Annotated in this window: 1 protein-coding gene (only partly in view); it reads left to right on the forward strand. The window is 69.5% G+C overall.

Translation table 11 applies throughout. The annotated features are described in order from the left end of the window. Positions 1 to 20316 carry the 3' portion of a C2 family cysteine protease gene (locus K7711_RS21640; protein ID WP_222971220.1) on the forward strand. Its footprint begins 13668 nt before the window's first position, so the window shows 20316 of its 33984 coding nt (coding positions 13669-33984); its start codon lies beyond the left edge, outside the window; it ends in the stop codon at positions 20314 to 20316. The last annotated feature ends 163 nt before the right edge of the window (positions 20317 to 20479 follow it).

The raw sequence follows: 20479 nt of genomic DNA on the forward strand, positions 1-20479 counted from the left end.
GAAGTCCTGTTCGTCGGAACCGACGACCGGGATCGGCCGGCCATCCTGCGGGTGGCGTTCGAGAGGTCCCTGGTGATGACGCCCCGGCACCGCGAGGACAAGGCGTGGTGGGTGAAATTCCCGGGCAGGTCCGACAAGGTCAGGGTCAGGGCGCGCACCGCGATCCTGGACGAGTTGCCGACGCTCGCCGACCGCCGCGACGATCCGCTGTTCGGGCCGCAGGGCCCCAGACCGGAGGACACCGCACAGGGGTACATCGGTGACTGCACGCTGATCTCGCATCTCAAGGCGATGGCGGTGAGCGATCCCGCGGCGATCCGGGACATCGTGCACGACCACGGGGACGGTACGGTCAGCGTCCGGTTCGTCGTGCGCGGCAAGCCGGAGTGGGTCCGGGTGACCAAGCAGATCTACCTCAGCGCCGGCACCGACACCGGACACTTCGTTCAGCACAAGCCCGGACAACCGTTGTGGGCCAGTATGATCGAGAAGGCGTACGCCGTTCGGTTCAACCGGGGCGACGGCTTCCACGATTTCGGCGCGGGCCACGACCTCACCGTGCTGGCCGAACATCTGAGCAAGGGCTTCTTCCAGGCCGCGAACAGTGCTGTGCGCCAACCTGTTCGCGCCGTGGACGACGTGGATTACCTGCACCCGTTGCGATTCGACATCGATACGCTGCACGAACTCGTGCAGGCCAATCTTCCCGAGGACCACGACGGTCCGGTCGACATCGAGTTCTCCCGCCAGGTGGCCGACACCTTCGGCACGTGGCGTCGCGATCGTCGTGCCCTGTACTCCCAGCTGAACCGGGATCTGCGGCGGATCGATCGGCGCGATCGGGACGCCAGGGACGCCGTGCGCAAAGACTTCCGGGAGAACAAGGATTCGCGCACTCCGGCCGGATTCCGCGCCTACCTGGACCGGGCACTGGCCGATCACCTGGACGAGCACCACCCGGGACAGCCGCATCGGTGGAATGCGGAAAAGGAGGCTCTGACACAGTATTTCACCCATGTGTACACGGGGCAGCCCAGAGATCGGGTGCTGCCGGCCTCCGCCGCTCCCGCCGCCAGGGCGGTCGCGCATCAGATCGAATTCGCGCTGCGGCGCGGCACCGCGGTGACGCTGGGTGTCACCAAGTACAAGGACCTTCCCGAGGATTTCGAGGGCGAGGCCGTACCGGGCCTGATCGGCGAGCACAACTACACCGTCCTGGGCGTCGAGCGCAATGCGTCCGGCGACCTGATCCGCGTGCTGGTGGACAACCCGCTGGACGACAACAACGACTACCTGGCCCCGGTGCAGGGCCTGGAATATCGCCTCGACCCGGAACCGGAGGCGCCGATCGCGCCGGGCGGCACCCGGCATCGCGAGGCCGCGGACGGTACCCAATACGGCACGCTCGAGGACGGCACCCGATACCGCCGCGATCCACATCCGGATCCGGACGATCCCCAAGGGGTCGTCTACACCGAGTACCGCATCGCCCCGGACGGCATCCGGATGTTCCGGAGCCTGGACGGGACGATGTACCGGGAGGAGCCGGACGGCACGCGGCGTTGGCGCACACCCGACGGGACCGAGTACTGGACCGATCCCGAGCGGGTCAAGAAGGTGAAGCGCCCCGGGGACGAGGACTGGTCGGACGATCCGAACCGCAAGGACCCGCGGAACATGGCGACGCCGACCCGAGGCGGCATCATCGCGGTCCACCTCGCGCAGCTGGCGAAGTTCTCGGTCCTCGGGATGAGCGGCGCCGGGGCCGTCGGCGTGTACGGCGATCATCGGCCGGACCGGCCCGCCGAGACGCGGCGGATGCCGCGCGGCTCCGGCAGCCGCACCGTCCCGGCCGCGCCGCGGCTGCCGGAGCCGACACACTGGGAACCGGTGCGCGACACCGCGGATCCGCTGTTCGCGGCCATCGCCAGGGTGGTGAATCTGCCCGGTGCCGCGGCCGTGCGCGCCAAGATCGACCAGAGCCTGGACGAGTTCGAACGCGCCAATCCGCAGGGCCGCCCCGCTGTCGCCAACTGGCTGGCTCGCTCCCGCGCGATCATGGCGGCCGATCCCGGCACACATGCGACCGCGACCGATCCGGAGTCGGTGGATGCGCCCTTGGTGCTGGCCGCGTACGCCCTCGGGATGAACGTGGTCAGTCTGCATCCGGACGGGCGGCGGTTCCGGACGGGCATTTTCGAGGGACAGCCGGATGTGTTCCTGCGCCGCACCTCCGCCGGGCGGTACGAGATCGGCACCACGGCGGCGGGCAATCTGTTCGCGGGACCGGTCGAATCGGCCGCGCCGCCCGCTGGCGGTACTCGTCCCGGCCCGGCGATACCGGAGGATCGCGTCCCGCCACCGCTGACCCGGGTGCTGGCATCGTCGCAGACACCTCTGCTCGACGGTGCGGCGCTGGACAAGCGGTACGCGGGTGAAATCCGGCCGATCACAACGAGATCCAGCCTCGAGGCGATCCCGGACGCGAGAACCCTCGCCGAGCTCCCGGAACTCGCCTTCCACACGCCGGTCAAGCACATGACCTCCGAGGAGCTCGAAACGTATCGGGTGTTCGTGGGGCCGAACGGGTTGCTGTTCCGCGTCAGCGACGGCATGCCGTTGGACACCACGATCGAAAGCCCCAGGGGCCGGGCGATATTCGTGATGGACGAATTCGGCAACCTGTACGCCGGAAATCTGAAACCCGGTGTGCTGCATCACTCGTCGTTCCTGGGTGGGCGCAGCGTCACCGCCGCCGGTGAGATGGCCGTGCGGGCCGGTCGGCTGATCGCGATGGGCGACCGCAGCGGACACTATCTGCCTCGCGCGGAGATCAACGACTACGCCCTGGACGTGCTGCGGCATCAGGGCCTGCACGTCGGCTACGACTTCCAGCGGCTCGATCACGAGAACCGGCTCCGTGAACGGTTCGGCGAATTGGACCGGCAGCGCGAGGAGATCGTGCGGCGGCAGATCCAGCTCGATGCGGCCGCGGCGGCGCTCAGCGGCAAGGAGAACGCCCTGGCCGCATCGGACGGTGCGCAGGAGCCCACGGTGCGTGCGGGCGTGCAGGCCGCACGTGCGGTGCTGAACCAGCGGCAGGCCGAAATCGACCGCTGGCGAGCCGGACTCGACGGGGGCGCGGTGCAGCCGGATCTGCGCAGTCAACTCTTCGCGCATCCCTCGCCCACGGCGCCGGAGGATCGGATCAGGCCCCCGCAGGCCCCGCCGGAACCCGATGCCGCCGAGCGGTCGTCGCGCAATCTGGCGAGCTGGTGGAGCGAGCACGGCCGTAGCTGGTGGGACGGACTGCACTTCGAGCATCTCGCACCGGCCTACCAATCCGGTCTGCTCACCGATTTCCCCGGTCTGCGCAATGGTGAGGGTATTCCCGCCGCGGTGCGCAATACCCTGAACCGCAGGCATCTTCAGCTCGAGATCGAGCGTCTCGGGAGCGGCGCCGAACGCACGCCGGATATCCAGCGTCGGTTGCACAACTTGAAGACCGCCCTCGCCGATGTGTACACCGCGGAGCTCGAGGCGGCGGTCACCGCATCCCGGAATGGCGCGGCTGCGGTGCACCTGCTGTCCTTCGATCAGGATCCGCAGGGGTGGCGTGCGGCCGCGACGATCGCATTCGGCGACGTCGACAGCGCGGCTTCGGTGCACTGGCACGTCCCCGCCGACGCCTCGGTCGGCGCGATGACGCACGCCGTGACCGAGGCGGCGCTGGCGCACACGGAACACGTTGGCGCGCAATCGAGCAGCGCGACGATCCTGACCGTCGACCCGGCCGCCGGGCAGAGTTCGCGGACCTGGTCGTGGTCGCCGGCGGCGTTGTTCTCCGGTCGCGGCCCGAACCGGTTGGCCGCGACGATCACCGCGTTCGGCGATGCCCGTCGTTCGGGTCCGAATGCCGCCGCGCCGTTCACGATCGAGCTGCACGCGCCCGATTCGCTCGTGAAAGCCACCGCGCCCCACATCGATTCCGGTGCTGTCGCAGTGGAAGGCACGGGCTCGAATCGGACTGCCGCGGCGACACCGCAGGACGGCTCGGGCCTGACTCCCACCGCCCGCATTCCCGGACCACCGGCGGGCCTGCTGCCCTTGCGCGGTGCGGCGACGCTCACCCGCCCCGACGGGACCGTCGCCCAGGTATCGGACGACTCCGAGAGTCGTTCGGCCGCAATCACATCCGGTACCAGACCGGTCGAGGGGAACAACCCGGCCCGCACCGCGGCACCCGCGTTCGAGCCCGAGGATGGCGAGACCTACTTCGGCCAAGCCCTGCTGGGAGAGATCGAACGTGTTGTCCCCGAACACGACCCGGCCTCCGTCGCGCAGGAACACGACGACGGCCCCGCACCCGTGCGCCCGGACACCCGGTTCGACAACCTGGACGATCTCACCCCCGAGCAGCGCGAGGAACTGCTGCCGGTCCTTCCCGTGCCGATCACGCCCGCCCGCCCGCCCGCCTCCGTCGACGACGAAGTATTCACCTTCACCGCCCGCGACGACGACGTCATCACGCTGGTCGACGGCGGCCGCGTACTCCGACTGCCCACCGACGACATGGTGCAGGTGCGAAAGATCCAGCAGCAGGACGGATCCTGGGCCTACCGGATCGCGCGTCCGAACGGGCGGCACCGGGTGATCCCGGCCGCCCTGGTCGAGGACTTCACCTTCGAACCGGACCGTCCCGGCGGCGATTCGGGCCGGTTGAGCTGGGACATCGACATGTCCGAGACCGGGGGAGAGGTTCGATTCCTCGGCGTCGACGCGCACGGGACGCCGACCGTGCTCCGGGCGCCCTACGACGAGCCGCTCGTGGCGCGGCCCGGGACGGGTACGCAACGGTGGATCGAACTGCCCGGTGAATCCGGGTCGGTCGCGGTGACCGCTCCGCGCAGTGTGCTGCCGAAGCTGCCGGACCTGGTCGATCGACGCGGTGATCCGGTCTTCGCGGCGGGCGGTCCGCGGGCGCAGGACGTTCGCCAGGGTGCGCTCGGTGACTGCGCGCTGCTGGCAGTGCTCAAACATCGGGCGGAGCACAACCCCCGATCGATCACCGATATGGTGCACGACCACGGTAACGGCGTGGTCAGCATCCGGTTCCTGGTGGACGGCGCGCACGAATGGGTTCCGGTCACCTCGGAGATCTACGAGACCGACGGCAACGGACATTTCGTCGGCCACGAGCCCGGAGAACCGTTGTGGGTCAGCCTGATCGAGAAGGCATACGCGAAGCGGTTCGGCAACGGCAACGGCTACCACGCCCTCGATGCGATCGCCGGACGTCCGGCCGAGGTGGACGCGCGCCTGGGTGCCGGCTCGTATCAGGCGCCCGGCAGCAACCTGCGACAACCGGTCCGCAGCGTCGATGATTCGGCCTACCTGCACCCGCTCGGGTTCGACGCCGATACGCTGCACGATCTGGTGCAGCAGCGCATGCGCGCCGGTGTGCCGCCCGGAACGCCGCGAAAGCTGTTGCCCGAGGCGGATATCGAGTTCGCCCGGGAACTCGCCGAGACCTATGATCAGTGGCGGCGGGAACGTTCCGAGCTGCGCAGCACCACCTGGCACAACCTCGAGACCACGCACGGGCAGGACAAGGTCGCCAGGGACCTCGCGTGGCAGGAGTTCACGCGCACCGGCGATCCCGGCACGCCCACGGGCTTCCGCGCCGATCTCGACCGGCGTTTTCCGGGTCGGTGGGATGCCGAAAAAGACGCCCTGGCAGGGTATTTCAGCGCACTGCACACCGGCGGGCCGACGCATCGCCGGTTGTCGAACGATTTCGCGGTCGCCAAGCAGGCCATCGGGCGGCGGATCGAGTGGGCGCTGCAACGCGGCACCACCGTGACGCTCACCACGCACACGTTCGGACCGGGCACCGAAAATCGCACCGCGGTACCGGGTTTGGCGGGTAACCACGTCTACGCCGTGCACGCGGTCGAATACGACGAGTCCGGCGAGCCGGCCCGCGTGCTGGTGGAGAATCCGTGGGATCACCAGCCGTGGGACGCCAACCGGGTCTATCGGACTCCGGTCGCCGGGATCGAATACCGGCTCGACCCGCGCGGCACGCAGTACACCCCGGACGCCGAGGGCAACCGGTATCGCCGGGTGCCGGTGCTGGACGAGTCGGGACGGCCCGGCGGCACCTACACCGAATACGGCCTGCGCCCGGACGGCGGCCAGTACCGCCGCGATCCGGACGGGACCGTCTACGCCATCGCACCCACCGGGGTTCGCTTCGCGCAGACCCGGGATCGCGTACAGCACATGGCATTCCCCGACGGCAGCCGGATCCGCCGCGCCCCCGACCGCAGCGAATTCCTGACCGACAAGAACGGCGCCACATGGATCAAACGGCCGGGCGCCCCGCAGTGGTCCCCGGATCCGCTCCGCACCGACCCGCCGGATATGACCATCCCGCGCCGGGGCGGCGTCGTCGCGGTCGATCTGGCGCACCTGCCGAAGTTCAAGGCCATCGGCATGAGCGGCGCGGGTGCGCACGGCTTCTACGGCCCGGCCGATATCGCCGCTGCGGCAAAGGGAGACGAGAACGACGCGGCGGGCAATCTCCCGCCGGGAGATCGCACCGGGCCGGGTCGGCGCGATGCGGGGTCGTCCGTGTTCGGGGGATACGGCCGGAACCGTTCGGGCAGTGGCCGTTCCGGTCGAACCGACTCGGGGAGACCGGACGGCAGTAGGTCGCATGCGTCCGGATCGCGTGCCCGCGGTGACCTGCCCGGTCCCTCCGCGGGGCACAGCAACCTGTGCGGTCCGCTCACCATCGCCGAACTGCGCCGCCGCACCGACAGCCCGATCGCCCGGCTCATCACGGTTCCCCTCGGGCTCGACGGCATCAGCCGGTCGGAGATCGAACATGCGGCCGGGGCGTGGCTGCAGCCGTTCGATGATCACGCGGCCATCGCGAATCAGCTGCTGACGCTCGGCCACGGCCATCTCGCCCTGGTCGTGGACGACTACCACACGACGGATGACGCCGGGATCGGGGCGCACGCCTACCTGCTGGTCAACGAGAACGGCGCGATCGACGTCGTCGATCCCGGATTCGATGTGGCGCACGCGTTTCCGCCGATTCCCCGCCGCGATCTCGCGGCCACCAGCGCCGTGTTGTACACACCCGACGGCCATCCGGCCCATGCGGTCCCGAACCCCGACGATCCGGCGACCGATCCCGCGCACCCCCTGGGACATGTCGACCCCGACGGCATCCGCCGCTTCGACACCGACGAGGCGGGTGCGGCATTCGCCCGGGAACGGCTGGGCCTCTGGGATCGACTGCCCGAGTCCCAACGCGCCGCGCTGCGGGCCTACGAGGAATCGTTCCTGGTCAACAGTGTGCTGCGGACCATCGGATCGGATGCCGACATCGACGCCTGGGTCGATCGGCTGCGGGAGAGCAGCGAGATTCTGCATACGCTGTCGGGGCCCTACGGTGTCGCGCCGGACGTGTCCGGGTTGTTCGCTCGACGCGAGCAACTGCTCGCCGAGGGCCCCCGAACCAGCGACGACATCGCGCAGCTGCACACGCTGAACACGGTTCTGGAGGATCCGAGGCCGCAGGCTCGATGGGAGCGGATCGACAGGGACGCAGAACTTTTCGCGGAGATCTCGCAGAACCATCTGGAGTATTTCGGCCGGGCCTTCGGGGCCGGGACGATCCGTCACCAGATCGCCGAACTCGACGAGGCGACCGCGCATCTGCTTCCGTTGACCGAGCCGGTACGTCTCGTGCGCCAGCTCGCGGATATCGACTTCCTCGCCACCGACGAGCACGGCAGCGTCCTCAACGTCCCGCAGCACGAACTCGGCTTCATGTCCACGTCGGTGGGTACCGGCGATCCCTCCGCCACGTACCGGATGGACCTGATCGTGCCGCCGGGCGCGCGCGGTGCGTACATCGGCGACGATGGCGTCTACCCGAGCCAGCAGGAACTCGTCCTGCCGCGCGGCACGAACTACCGGATCGTCGGGGTGGCACGCGACCCCGACGGAGTCACCGTCCTGCACGCGCGGCTGGAACCCCCCACGGCCGTCGCCGCCGACGGACCGCGCATCGGCATGGACGACCGGCAACAGCCCGAGGCTCCAGCAGAATTCTCACCGCCGCGGGATCTGCCCGCCGCGGCCGATACCGCCGGGGCACAGCATGATTCGCTGCGGATGCCGCCGCGCTGGGAGCCGGTGCGCGAGGGCGAGGACGCGGTGTTCGCCGCCATGGCGCGGATCGTGGGACTTCCGTCGGCGCGCTTCGTCCGGATGGATGTGAGCCTGCATCTGGACAGTTCGGAACTGCGTGAGACCCGTCGGCGCAAGGAGATCGACCAGGAGCGGGATCAGGGCGGGATCGGCCCCGACGAGTGGCAGCGCGAGCAGCGGCGTCGGCAGGATTTCGACGAGTGGATGACGCGTTCGCGCCGGCTCATGGCGGCGAGCCCCGCCGCGCTCGGGAAGACGGCCGATGCCGAGGCGCCGCTGCGGCTGGCCGCGGAAGCCTTGCACAAGAACGTGATGAGCGTACGCCCGGACGGGCAGGTGATCCCGATGCTCGGGACGCCGCAGGCGCAGGCGGTCTTCGTGCGGCGCACGGCCGACGGTGATTACGAGATCGGCGTGACCGAGGTCGGCGGGTTGTTCACCACTCCGTCCGATCCGAGCCGGTCCGAACTCGTCGCCTCCTCGGCCGAGGTGGTGCCGCGCGACCGGATCCCCGCGCCGTTGGATCGCGTCCTGGCCTCGCCACAGACCCCGCTGCTCGGCGGCGCGACGCTGGAGAAGAAGCATCTCGGCGAGACCCGGCCGATGACCGTGCACGCCACGCTGGATCCCGTCGCGAACGCACGGCAGCTGGAGCGGCTGCCCGAGAGCTCGCTCGACACCGCCGTCCGGTACCTGGACGCCGAGGAACTCGAACAGTACCGGCTCTTCGTGGGACCGGGCGGGCGTTTGTTCCGCGCCTCGGACGGCCGCGCCTTCGACACCACCCGGATCACCTACGAGCACGGTCCGGCCCCCGGCCGGGCGATCTTCGTAGCGGACGAATTCGGCAACCTGTATGCCGCGCCTCCGGAAGCCGGTGTGCTGCACCATTCCTCGTTCCTCGGCGGGCGCACCGTCACCGCCGCCGGCGAGATCGGGGCTCGCGATGGAATGCTGACGTTGCTCACCGATCGCAGCGGGCACTACCTGCCGCGCCCGGAGATCAACGACTTCTACCTGGATTGGCTGCGGCGGCAGGGGCTTTCCCTCGCCGAAGGCTTCGAGCGGCTCGGGCACGACAACCGGCCGCGGGATCGCTTCGACGAACCCCGACGCCAGCGCGCTCACCTGGACCGTCAGCAGATCCTGCTCGATGCGACGAAGCACGCGGTTGCCCGGCGGGAGGACATTCTCTCGAAACCCGCAGCGGTGCACGGCGATACGATGCGCCAGGCGGTGCAGGACATCCGCGCGACCGTGACCGAACAGCAAACCGACCTCGACGCGTGGCGCGCGGAGTTGGCCGGTGGAACCATCCGAACGTCCTGGCAGGATAGTACTTTCGCGCACCCCGAGAGCACCGGATCGCACGATCGCATCGTTCCGCCCCAGCTGCCCGGCAGTCGAGACGCTATCGAGCCGAATGCGCGGGACCGGGCGGCATGGTGGCGCGAGCACGGCCGAACCTGGTGGGAAAACCTGCATTTCGGGGATCTCGCGCCGGAATACCAACTCGGCCTGCTGACCGATCATCCGGAGCTGCGCGGCGCCGACGGCATTCCCGCGTCCGTTCGGGACACGCTGAACCGCAAATATGTCCAGCTCGAGATCGCCCGCCTCAGGGCCCTCGCCGAGGCACGGTCGCTGTCCTGGGCCGAGCGTCGCCGACTGCGGAACCTGCGCAACACCCTGGCCGATCTGCACGCCGTGGATCTCGAGGCCGCGTTCACCGCCCGCGAGGCGGGTGCGCAGCCGCCCGAGGTGCACCTGCTGTCGTTCGAACAGGACATATCGGGGCATCAGCGCACCGCGACCATCGGTATCGGCCCTGTGCACGCCGCGGCCACCGTGCACTGGGACGCTCGGACACAGAATTCGACCGAACCGCTGAATCGCGCGATATCCCTTGTCGTGCAACCGGATGCATCGCGCACTCGGGCCGGACAGCCCGGCCATGCGATGCTGGTCCGAATCGGCGAGGACGAGAGTCGGGCCACTCACCTGCCCGCACTCCTGCTACCCGGTGTGTTCTCCGCGCCGGTGCAGGAGGGGCCGGGGCGGCTCGCCGCCGAGGTCTCCGCGTTCGTCGACGCGCGCCGGTCCGGCATCGGCGAGGGCGGGTTGCGGCGGGTGAATCTGTACGCCCCGGCATCGATGACCGAACATGCTGCACCGCATCTGGATTCGTCCGTGGTCACCATGTACGCACAGCCCGTCGCCCGGGGCGCGACAGCGCTGGATGGATCGCAAACGGGGGTCTCGGGGCATGCGGCCGGTTCGCCGTCGGTGGTGAAGCCGAAGCGCGTTGAACCGACCCGTGCGGTCGCTCGCCCGGATGCGGCTGCCGGGGAATTCTCGCGGCCGGACCGCGGGGCGCGGAACCTCCTGGCGGCAGCCGGGAGGGCCGGGCCGGCACAGGGCGATGGAAGCGTCGCGCACGCACCCGTGCGGCACGATGCCCAGGCGTCGAATTCGCGGATCGGCGGCACCGGCGTGGCGGCACCGCCGCACACCGGTCCGGGTGCGTCGCGGAACAACTGTGCTCCCCTGGCCGTTGCGGAACTGAAGCGTCGCACCGGAAGTCCTGTCGTCACACTGTTCGACAGGCCGGCCGGACTCGCGGGTGTCACGCGCGCCCAGCTCGAAAGCCGTGCCGGCGCCCCCCTGCGATCGTTCGCGGATCATGCGGCCGTGGCCCGGGAGCTCGATCGCCTCGGCTCCGGCGCCACCGCTCTGGTCGTGGACACCTACACCACCACCGATGAATACGGCGTCGGTGCGCACGCGTATCTGCTGGTCGACGATGACGGGGTCGTCTCCGTCGACGATCCGGGAATCGGTGTGCGACAGAAGTTCCCGCCGCTGCCGCAACGAGAGCTGGCGAGCGTGCGTGCGGTCCTCTACGGCGCGGACGGGATGCCGGTCGGTCCCACACGGCACGTGGGTGACGCGGATGAGACCGACGAGGGGCCGGGCATCGGGCAGGACCGGCAGCCCCTCGCGGAGTCCGCGTCGGCAGCCGCATCCACTCGTGCGGCGTCGTTCGAGCCGGGGGAGGGCGAGAGTTATTTCGGGCACGACCTGCTGGATATTCTCGGCACGGAGTTCGGCGGCGCCCAGGTTCGGGCGCATGTCGACCACACCGAATCGACTCCGCCGCCACTGATCGATGCCGATCGACTCCTCGATGCCGAAGGCCACGAACAGCTTTCGCCGCAGCGGAAGCGGGAGCTGTTGCCGACGCCGGGCGTCCCGATCACCCTGCGTCGGCTGCGGACCGATCGTGACGGCGCGGCGATCACATTCGTCGACCGGGACGGGCGGACCCGGACGCTGCCGGCCGGCTCGGACGGACGGGTGCCCGCCAGACCGGTCGAACGTGCCGGGCGGCAGTTCTACGAGATTCACCTCACGGGTGAACCGGCCATGCTCATCCCCAGCGAATTCATCGACTCGCAGACCTTCACCTACCGGTCGCCGCGGGGTTCCCGGACGCTGGGCAGGTTGCGGTGGAACGTGCCGGGCGGCGAGGTCCGCTTCCTGGGTTCCGATGAGCACGGCCAGGTCACCATGCTCGGTGTGCGGCACGACAGTCCGGTCGTGGTCACTCGGTCGGGCGAGTCCTCGTGGTCGGTGAAACGTCCGGGAGATTCGGCTCCGGTCGAGGTCACCGCGCCCGCCGGGCTGTTCGGCAGAGCGCCCGAACTCTCCGCGCGGCACCATGATCCGCTGTTCGGGGCGAACGGTGCACGACCGGAGGACGCGCGGCAGGGCCGGGCCGGTGACTGCATCCTGATCGGCCGCCTCAAACATCTGGCCGCCCGCAACCCGGCGGCGATCCGGAAGATCGTGCACGACAACGGGGATGGCACGGCGAGCGTGCGCTTCGATGTCGGCGGCACACCGGAATGGGTTCGCGTGGAGAAGTCCGTCTACGCGCGACGCGGCAGCGACAGCGGATATTTCGCCGGTCACGAACCGGGAGAACCGTTGTGGGCGGCGATGATCGAGAAGGCGTACGCCCTCCGGTTCAACGACGGCAACGGATATCACGGCTACGAACTCGCGGCGAAGGACACCGTCGCCTCGGCCGAACGCCTGGGCATCGACGGGCTGCGCACCGGGGACGGCGCATCCCGGCAGCCCGTCCGCAGCGTCGACGACCGAGTCTTCCTGCACCCTTTGCGATTCGATGTGGACACCCTGCACGATCTGGTGCGTGCGGAACTTCCCGGTGCGGATCCCCAGTTCGCCCGGGAACTCGCCGAGAGCTACGACGCCTGGGAGCAGGACCGTGAGACGCGGCGCGTAGCGGCGTGGCACGAACTCACGGACCGCTACCCGAGCGGCTCACCGGCGGACCAGACCGCGCTGGACGAGGAGTGGACCCGCTACCTCGCGGCGGAATACCCCCATGCGAACGGCCGGTACCCCCATCAGACGGCCGAGCGGTTCCGCGCCTACCTCGACCGGGCCCTGAGCGGCCACCCGAATCACTGGAACGCTGAAAAAGACGCTCTGACAAGATATTTCAGCGGCGTATACGGTGGCGACGCCGACCAGCGATCGTTGCGGTCGAATCATGAGGTCGCCGCGCAGGCGATCGCCGCCCGGATCGACTTCGCGCTCCAGCGCGACAGCACGGTACTGGTGGGCACCTACCGATTCGGCGACGGCATCGAGGGCGCGACCGCGGTACCCGGCCTGCTCGATTCGCACGCCTACCCGGTCCTCGCGGTCGAACGCGACGACACCGGCAGACCGGTCCGGCTCCTGCTGGAGAATCCGCAGGACCACAACCGCGATCCGAAGCGCCCCGCCGCAGGCAGCGGCGTCGAATTCCGTCTCGATCCCGAGCCCGCCGAGACGACCGGTGAGCGCTATCGCAAGGCCCCCGACGGCACCGAATACCGCACCCGCGCGAACGGCACCCAGCATCGCTGGGATCCGGACGGCAGTGCCTACACCCTCGACCCGGACGGCACCCGGTACTACACGCACAGCCGGGACGACGTCCTGCACATCGCCTATCCGGACGGCGCGCGGTACTGGCGCACCCCCGACGGGAACGAGTACGGGACGACCGTGGACGGCCGTCGAATCCGCAAGGTGCCCAACGGTTCCGGGTGGGTACCCGACTCGCGTCGCGCCGATCCCCCGGACCCGACCTTTCCCCGCCGCGGCGGCGTCGTCGCGGTCGATCTCACCCACCTGCCGAAATTCACCACGCTCGCGGTGAGCGGTCCCGGCGCGCACGGTCTCTACGGGCCTGCCGAAACCGCGACTGCGACAGCGGAATCCGAGGACACCCTGCTCGGCTACCTGGGCGAGGTCCTCGGCGTCGACTTCCACGGCGCACCGGGCCCGGAATTACCGCACACCCACATCGACCGCACCGGATTCGAACCGCCCACCCTCGCCGAGCACGAACGCTTCGAGAACCTCACCGACCAGCAACGCGAGACGCTGCTGCCGGTGCCCGGCGTCCCGGTCGAACCGGTCCGGCAGACCGCGGACGACGGCGGCGATCTGCTGGTCCTGGTCGACGAAAACGGTGTGACGCACGAACTTCCGGCGACCTTCACCGCCGAAGCGACCTACATCGATGACCCGACCGGCGCACAGTACGAGATCCTCCTCCCGGACCGCACCGTCCGCCTCCCCGCGTCGCTGACCGACGGTTTCACCCTCCACCCCGGATCCGCCGGACAGCCGGACCGGCTCGAGTGGGACGCGCCCGGCGGTGAGGTCCGATTCACCGCCTACGACAGCGCCGGACAGCGGTTCACCCTCCAGGTGCCCTTCGGCAACAAGCTCGTGGCCAGGCCGGGCGACGGCCCGTGGCGGTGGGTGACCCATCCCGGTCAGGGCGCATGGGTTCGGATCAACGCGCCGCACGCGGTACTTCCCGAGCTGCCGACGCTGGCCGACCGGACCGGCGAGGACCTGTTCGGTCCGGCCGGACCACAGGCCCGCGATGCGCGCCAGGGCGGGGCCGGGGACTGTGGTCTGCTCTCCGGCCTGCGCGCCAGGGCCAGAATCGATCCGCAATCCCTCCGGCAGATCCTGCACGATCACGGCGACGGCACCGTCAGCGTCCGATTCCGCATCGGTGACGCGTTCGAATGGGTTCGCGTCCACAAGAGCATCTACCTCACTCCGGGCACCACGGCGGGGTACTTCGCCAAGCACGTGCCGGGAGAGCCGTTGTGGGCCGGCATGATCGAGAAGGCGTATGCGGTCCGGCTCAACAACGGCGACGGCTACCACGGCTTCACCGAGGGCATTCGCCCCGGTATAGCGGCGGGAATGCTCGGCGCGCACGCACACCGCGGCGCGGGCGACTGGTTCGATCAGCCGGCGCGCAGCATCGACGACGAGGACTTCCTGCATCCGCTGCGGATCGACGCCAACACCCTGCACGATGTGTTGGGCTCGGACGGGGATCCGGAATTCGTGCGCCGGATCGTCGGCACCTTCGACGAGTGGAACCGGCGAAGTCTCGCCGGGCGTGAGTCGAAGTGGCAGGACCTCTCGGCCGCCCACCCGGACGACGACGATGCCAGGGACGCCGCGTACGAGGAGTATCTGCGCACCGGGGATCTGCGCTCACCGCAGGGCTTCCGGACGTATCTGGACGAGCTGTACCCGGAGGGTGCGGCGACCGAAAAAGACCTGCTGCGAGACTATTTCGCCGATGCGTACAGCGGTCTTCCCGAGGATCGCTGGATTGCCCGGAATCATCCGATGGCCCAGGGCGTCGCCCGGCAGATCGAATTCGCGCTGCGCCGCCGCACCGGCGTGACGATCGATACGCACCGGTTCGGCGATACCACGGAGGATGTCACCAGGGTCCCCGGTCTCGTCGGCGGGCACTCCTACACCGTGCTCGGGGTCGAGCGGGACGAGACCGGCGCCCCGGTGCGGCTGCTGCTGGACAACCCGTGGGACGACAACCGGCTCTACCCCACTCCGGTCGGCGGCATCCACTATCGCCTGGCCCCCAGCGGAACCGGCTACACCCCCGACGGCGCGGGCTCACTGCGGCAGGAGGAGGCCGACGGCACGGTCTCGCACATCCATCCGGACGGCAGCCAGGACCGCCGCGATCCGGACGGCACGTTCTACCGGCTCGACCAGGACGGCACCCGGCACCGCACGGCCCCGGACCGCACCGAGTACCGGACCCATCCGGACGGCAAGAAATTCCGCCGCACGCCGGACGGCACCGAGTACTGGACCAACTGGTACGGCACCACCTACCGCAAGAGTCCCGGCGAGACCCAGTTCTCGCCCGCTCCGGAATTCGACGATCCGCCGGATATGGCCTCTCCGCCCGGGGGCGGGGTCGTCGCGGTCGGACTGGAACATCTGCCCAAGTTCACCCGCCTCAGCATGGACGGGCCGGGCGCCTACGGGTTGTACGGGCCCCAGGCCGCCGCGACAGCATACGAAACAGCTTCGCCGACAAGCCTTCCCGCACCGCAGATGGCCCCGCCGACCGTTCATCCCACGATGGACACCTCCGCCGCGAACACCGCCCCCCAGTCGTCGCAGCAGCAATCCGCGCCCGGTACAACCGAATTCGAGCCGACCGGCGGCGACACCTACTTCGGCGCGGATCTGCTCGACCTGCTCGACGAACCGGTGTCCGGCGACTTCACGCCGCAACCGGGCCGCCCGGACCTGGCGCATCCGCAGCTCGAGCGCCCCGGCCCGCTGCCCGCCGACCAACGCCTGGAGAACCTGACCGAGGAGCAGATCGCCGCGTCGTTCCCGGTGGTCCCGGTGCGGGTGACGGTCCCGTTCCGGCATTTCGACAAGTTGACGATCGTCGACCAGAACGGCAGGACGTCGCTGCTGCCCGCCATCGGCACGGAGCGCGCGACCCTGCGCCGCCCGCACGACGCCCCCGCCTACTACGAGACCATCCGCACCAACGGCCCGACCTACCGCATCCCCGCCGACCTGGCGAAGGACTTCACCTTCCAGCCCGATAGCCCCGGCGGCGTCACCGGCCATCTGAGCTGGCGTGCCCAGCCTGGCGCGCGCCTGCGCATCCTCGGCCGCGACGATCAGGGGCAGTGGGCTCCGCTGACCCTGGCGCACGGCGCGCCGGTGGTGGTGCGTTCCGGAACCGGCATGCGGCGATCGGTGAAATATCCCGGAGTCGCGGGCTGGACTCACATCTCGGCCTCCGACGACGTCGTGGGCAAGCCGCCGCAGTTCGCCGATCGGCGAACCTCACCGCTCTACGGGCCGCAGGGGCGGCCGATGCCGCAGGACGCGCGGCAGGGCGGCCTGGGCAACTGCGGCCTGATCGCACCCTTCAAATGGCTGTCCGAACACGATCCGGACGCGATCATGGACATGCTGCACGATCACGGCGACGGAACCGTCAGCGTCCGACTGATGGTCGGCAAGGTGCCGGTCTGGGATCGCCATCCGATGACGGTGCCCGTGGACGCGAACACGAAATCCGCGTCCTTCGTCGCGCACGAGCCCGGAGAACCCCTGTGGCCCAGCCTGATCGAGAAGGCTTTCGCACATCGCTTCGGTGCGGACGACGGATACGAGGGGATCGTCGGAGTCCAGTCCGCCGAGGCGGCCGCGCGCCTGGGTCGCGGTTTCCACCGCGTCGGGGCCGGGGGCGTGCATCAGCCGGTGCACTACGTCGACGACTGGAACTTCCTGAACCCGTTGGGATTCGACGTCGACACCCTGCACGAGCTGGTGTCCGACTATGCGCTGCGTTCGAGTGTGCGCTCGGATGTGGCGAATCATGCCGCGCCGCAGGTCGATATCGAATTCTCCCGCGCGATCGCCGACACCGTGCACGGCTGGTACCTCGTCGCGGACGGCCTGCGCACCACGCGCTGGGAGGAGATCACCCGGAACCACCAGGATCCGGCCGCCCGCGACGCCGCGTGGGAGCAGTTCATGCGCACCGAGGACCGATACTCGGCGCCGGGTTTCCGCGCCTACCTCGACGAGCTCTTCCCGGATCAGTGGGACGTCGAAAAAGCTGCTCTGACACAGTATTTCGGCGAAGCATACGGCGATTTCCGCATTGCCGGCGCGGAGAGTCGGGCGTTCGGTTCCCGTGCCGGGGCGCTCGCGCGGGCCACCGCGGAGCGAATCGACTTCGCGTTGCGGCGCGGCACCGTCGCGGTGCTCGGTACGGACCTGTTCGGCGGGGTGTACGCGAACCGCAGCTCGGTGCCGGGGCTGCTCGGCAATCACTACTACGCCGTGCTCGGGGTCGAGCGCGATGCGAGTGGTCGGCCGGTGGGACTCGTCCTGGAGAATCCGCACGACAACAACCGGAGTTTCGTGGCTCCGGCCCCCGGCATCGAATATCGCCTCGACGTCCGGGAGGACGAGTATCGGCCGAACGCGGGTGGCGGGTCTCGCCGGGTCCACCATGCCGATGGCACGTTCACCGAATACGGCAGCGAGCCGGACGGCACCCGGTACCGCGTGGATCCGGACGGCACTCGATTCGCCTACGGTCCGACCGGAATCCGATACCGGCGGGATCCGAACGGCATCGAGCACACCACGATGCCCGACGGCACCCGATATCTGCAATTGCCCGGCGGCGGTGGACGTTTGACCGACGCGAGCGGCGGCAAGTGGACAAGACCGGCGGGCAGTACGGCGTGGTTCCTCGACCCGTTCCGGGTCGACCCGCCGGATCCGACCATTCCGATGCGCGGCGGCCTGCTCACGGTCGGACTCGAACATCTGCCGAAGTTCAACACGCTCGCACTGAGCGGCGCGGGAGCCCACGGCCTGTACGGGGCCGACTTCCCCGTCACGACGCGGATGGGTTTCGCCACCTCGCCCGCCGGGGTCGAGCACACCGCGTCGTCCGCGACGGATGCGCGCACAGATCCGGCGGCATCCGAATCCGACCGGACCGCAACCGATTTCGAGCCCGAGGACAGTGATACCTACTTCGGCGATCTGCAGCAGACCCTGGCACGGCCGGACGTCTTCGGCGCGAAAGATGTTCCCGACCCGCCGCGAACCGGGTACGACCGCAGCGGACTCGAGCCGCCGGTTCTGGCCGAGCACGAGCGCCTGGAGAACCTCACCCCCGAACGGAAGCGGCAACTGCTCCCGGTCGTCCCCGTACCGATTTCCGCGGGTGACGAGCCGCAATCCGGTCCGGTGCTCACCCTCATCGATCTCGTCGGCAAGATGTCGCAGTTGCCGACCACCGGACAGGCGGAGGCCGAATTCGTCGTCCCGTCCTCGGGACGGCCCTACTACCGGTTCGACGGCCCGGCCGGACAGCTGGACATGCGGGTGTCGGTGGACATGGCCGACGGATTCACCTTCGTGCCCGACGCATTCTCCACTCGCGGCACGCTGAGCTGGAACGTGCCGAGTGAGATCCGGATACTCGGCATCGGTGCCGGGAACGTGGAGAAGGCGGTGCGCATCGCCTACGGCAGCACCTCGGCCGCCAAGGCCGGCCCCCGGCTGTGGCGCCTGATCAAGAGCCCCGAGGATTCGGCGTGGTACGCGATCCACAACGTCCCCGACGACGTCGTGCACCCGGTACCTCCACTCGCCGAACGGCATTCGGAGGATCTGTTCGGCCCGTACGGGCCGCGCCCCGAGGATGCACGGCAGGGCGCGGTCGGGGACTGCAACCTGGTCGCACCGCTCAAGGCGATGGCCCACCGCAACCCGCACGCGATTCGCGCCATGTTGCACGATCACGGTGACGGCACCGTCAGCGTCCGGTTGCGCGTCGACGGGAAGAACGAATGGGTCCGGGTCGAGAAGAGTATCTACCTCGCGCCCGGCACCGAGACCGCGCGCTATATCGGCCACGAGCCCGGGGAACCGTTGTGGCCGAGCATGATCGAGAAGGCCGTAGCGGATCGGCTGGGTGGCGACGAGGGCTACCGGAAGCTGACCGAGGGTGGCGGCCTGGACCTCACCCGGCATCTGCACGCCGGGTTCTACCTGTCCGAGGACGGCCGCGCACAGCCCGTGCGCGATATCGACGACGAGTCCTTCCTCAATCCGCTGCGGCTGGATGCCGCCGATCTGGCCGAACTGCTGGGCGAGGGCGCGGACCCGGAATTCGTCCGCGCGGCCGCCGACAGCTACGGCGACCTGGAACGCAGGACCGAACAGGAGCGCGCGGCCTTCTCGAACGAACTGCGCGCCGCGCACCCGTCCGATCGCAATGCCCGGACCGCGCTCTGGAAACAGTTCATGCAGGCCAGGGACTTGCTGTCCCCCAACGGTTTCCGTGCATACCTCGACGAGCGGTTCCCGGGACGCTGGGAGTCGGAGAAGAACATCCTGCTCGACGTGTACCGCGAAGTGCGCGACGGACCGGCCGAGGGCCGGATGCTGTCCGATCCCTACCGGCACCTCGCCCGGACGGTCGGTCATCGGATCGACTTCGCGCTGCGCCGGGGCACCACGATCGTCGTCGCCACGCGGATGTTCGGGCAGGAGCCCTCGAACGCCACCGCCGTACCGGGTTTGGTGGGCGATCACGCGTACGCGGTGCTGGGCGTCGAACACGACGACTCCGGCACGCCCACCGGGCTGCTGCTGGAGAATCCGCACGACGGCAAGGGGAAGCTGCCCGAACCGCTGCCCGGCATCGAATACCGGCTCATCCCGCACGAATCCACTCTGGGGCAGAACGGCTTCCGGTTCCCCCGCGAGCCCGACGGGACCGTCTACCGGATCGGCCCGGACGGCACCCAGTACCGGGATGATCCGAACGGCGAGGTCTACAGCGTCGGACCGGGCGGGCGGTACCACCGGAGTGTGGACGGCGTCGAGCACCACCGATACCGGGACGGCCGCCGATTCCGGCGCGAGCCCGACGGGCGCGAGTTCTACACCGCCCGGAACGGCAAGCAGTGGTGGCGGCCGAGCCCGGACGCTGCCTGGCTCCGTGATCCGGACCGCATCGACCCGCCCGATCCGACCGTCCCGCGTCGCGGCGGCATCGTCGCGGTGGATTTCGCGCATCTGCCGAAGTTCGGCCGTCTCGGTATGAGTGGCGCCGGTGCGTTCGGCCTGTACGGTCCGCCGGGGTGACCGCTCCGGTGCGGGATGGCCTCGTCGCCGCCCGGTCCGCCGTGACTGCGGCCACGGCACAGCGCGCAGACGCCGAGTACCGCACGCACCGGCGGAATCGCGATCCACGGCGACGGAAGTACCGGACCCGACCTCGCCCGCACACCCACCATGCCGCAGCAGT

The sequence above is a fragment of the Nocardia coffeae genome (genome assembly GCF_019890715.1).
In the GTDB taxonomy this organism is placed as follows: domain Bacteria; phylum Actinomycetota; class Actinomycetes; order Mycobacteriales; family Mycobacteriaceae; genus Nocardia; species Nocardia jiangxiensis.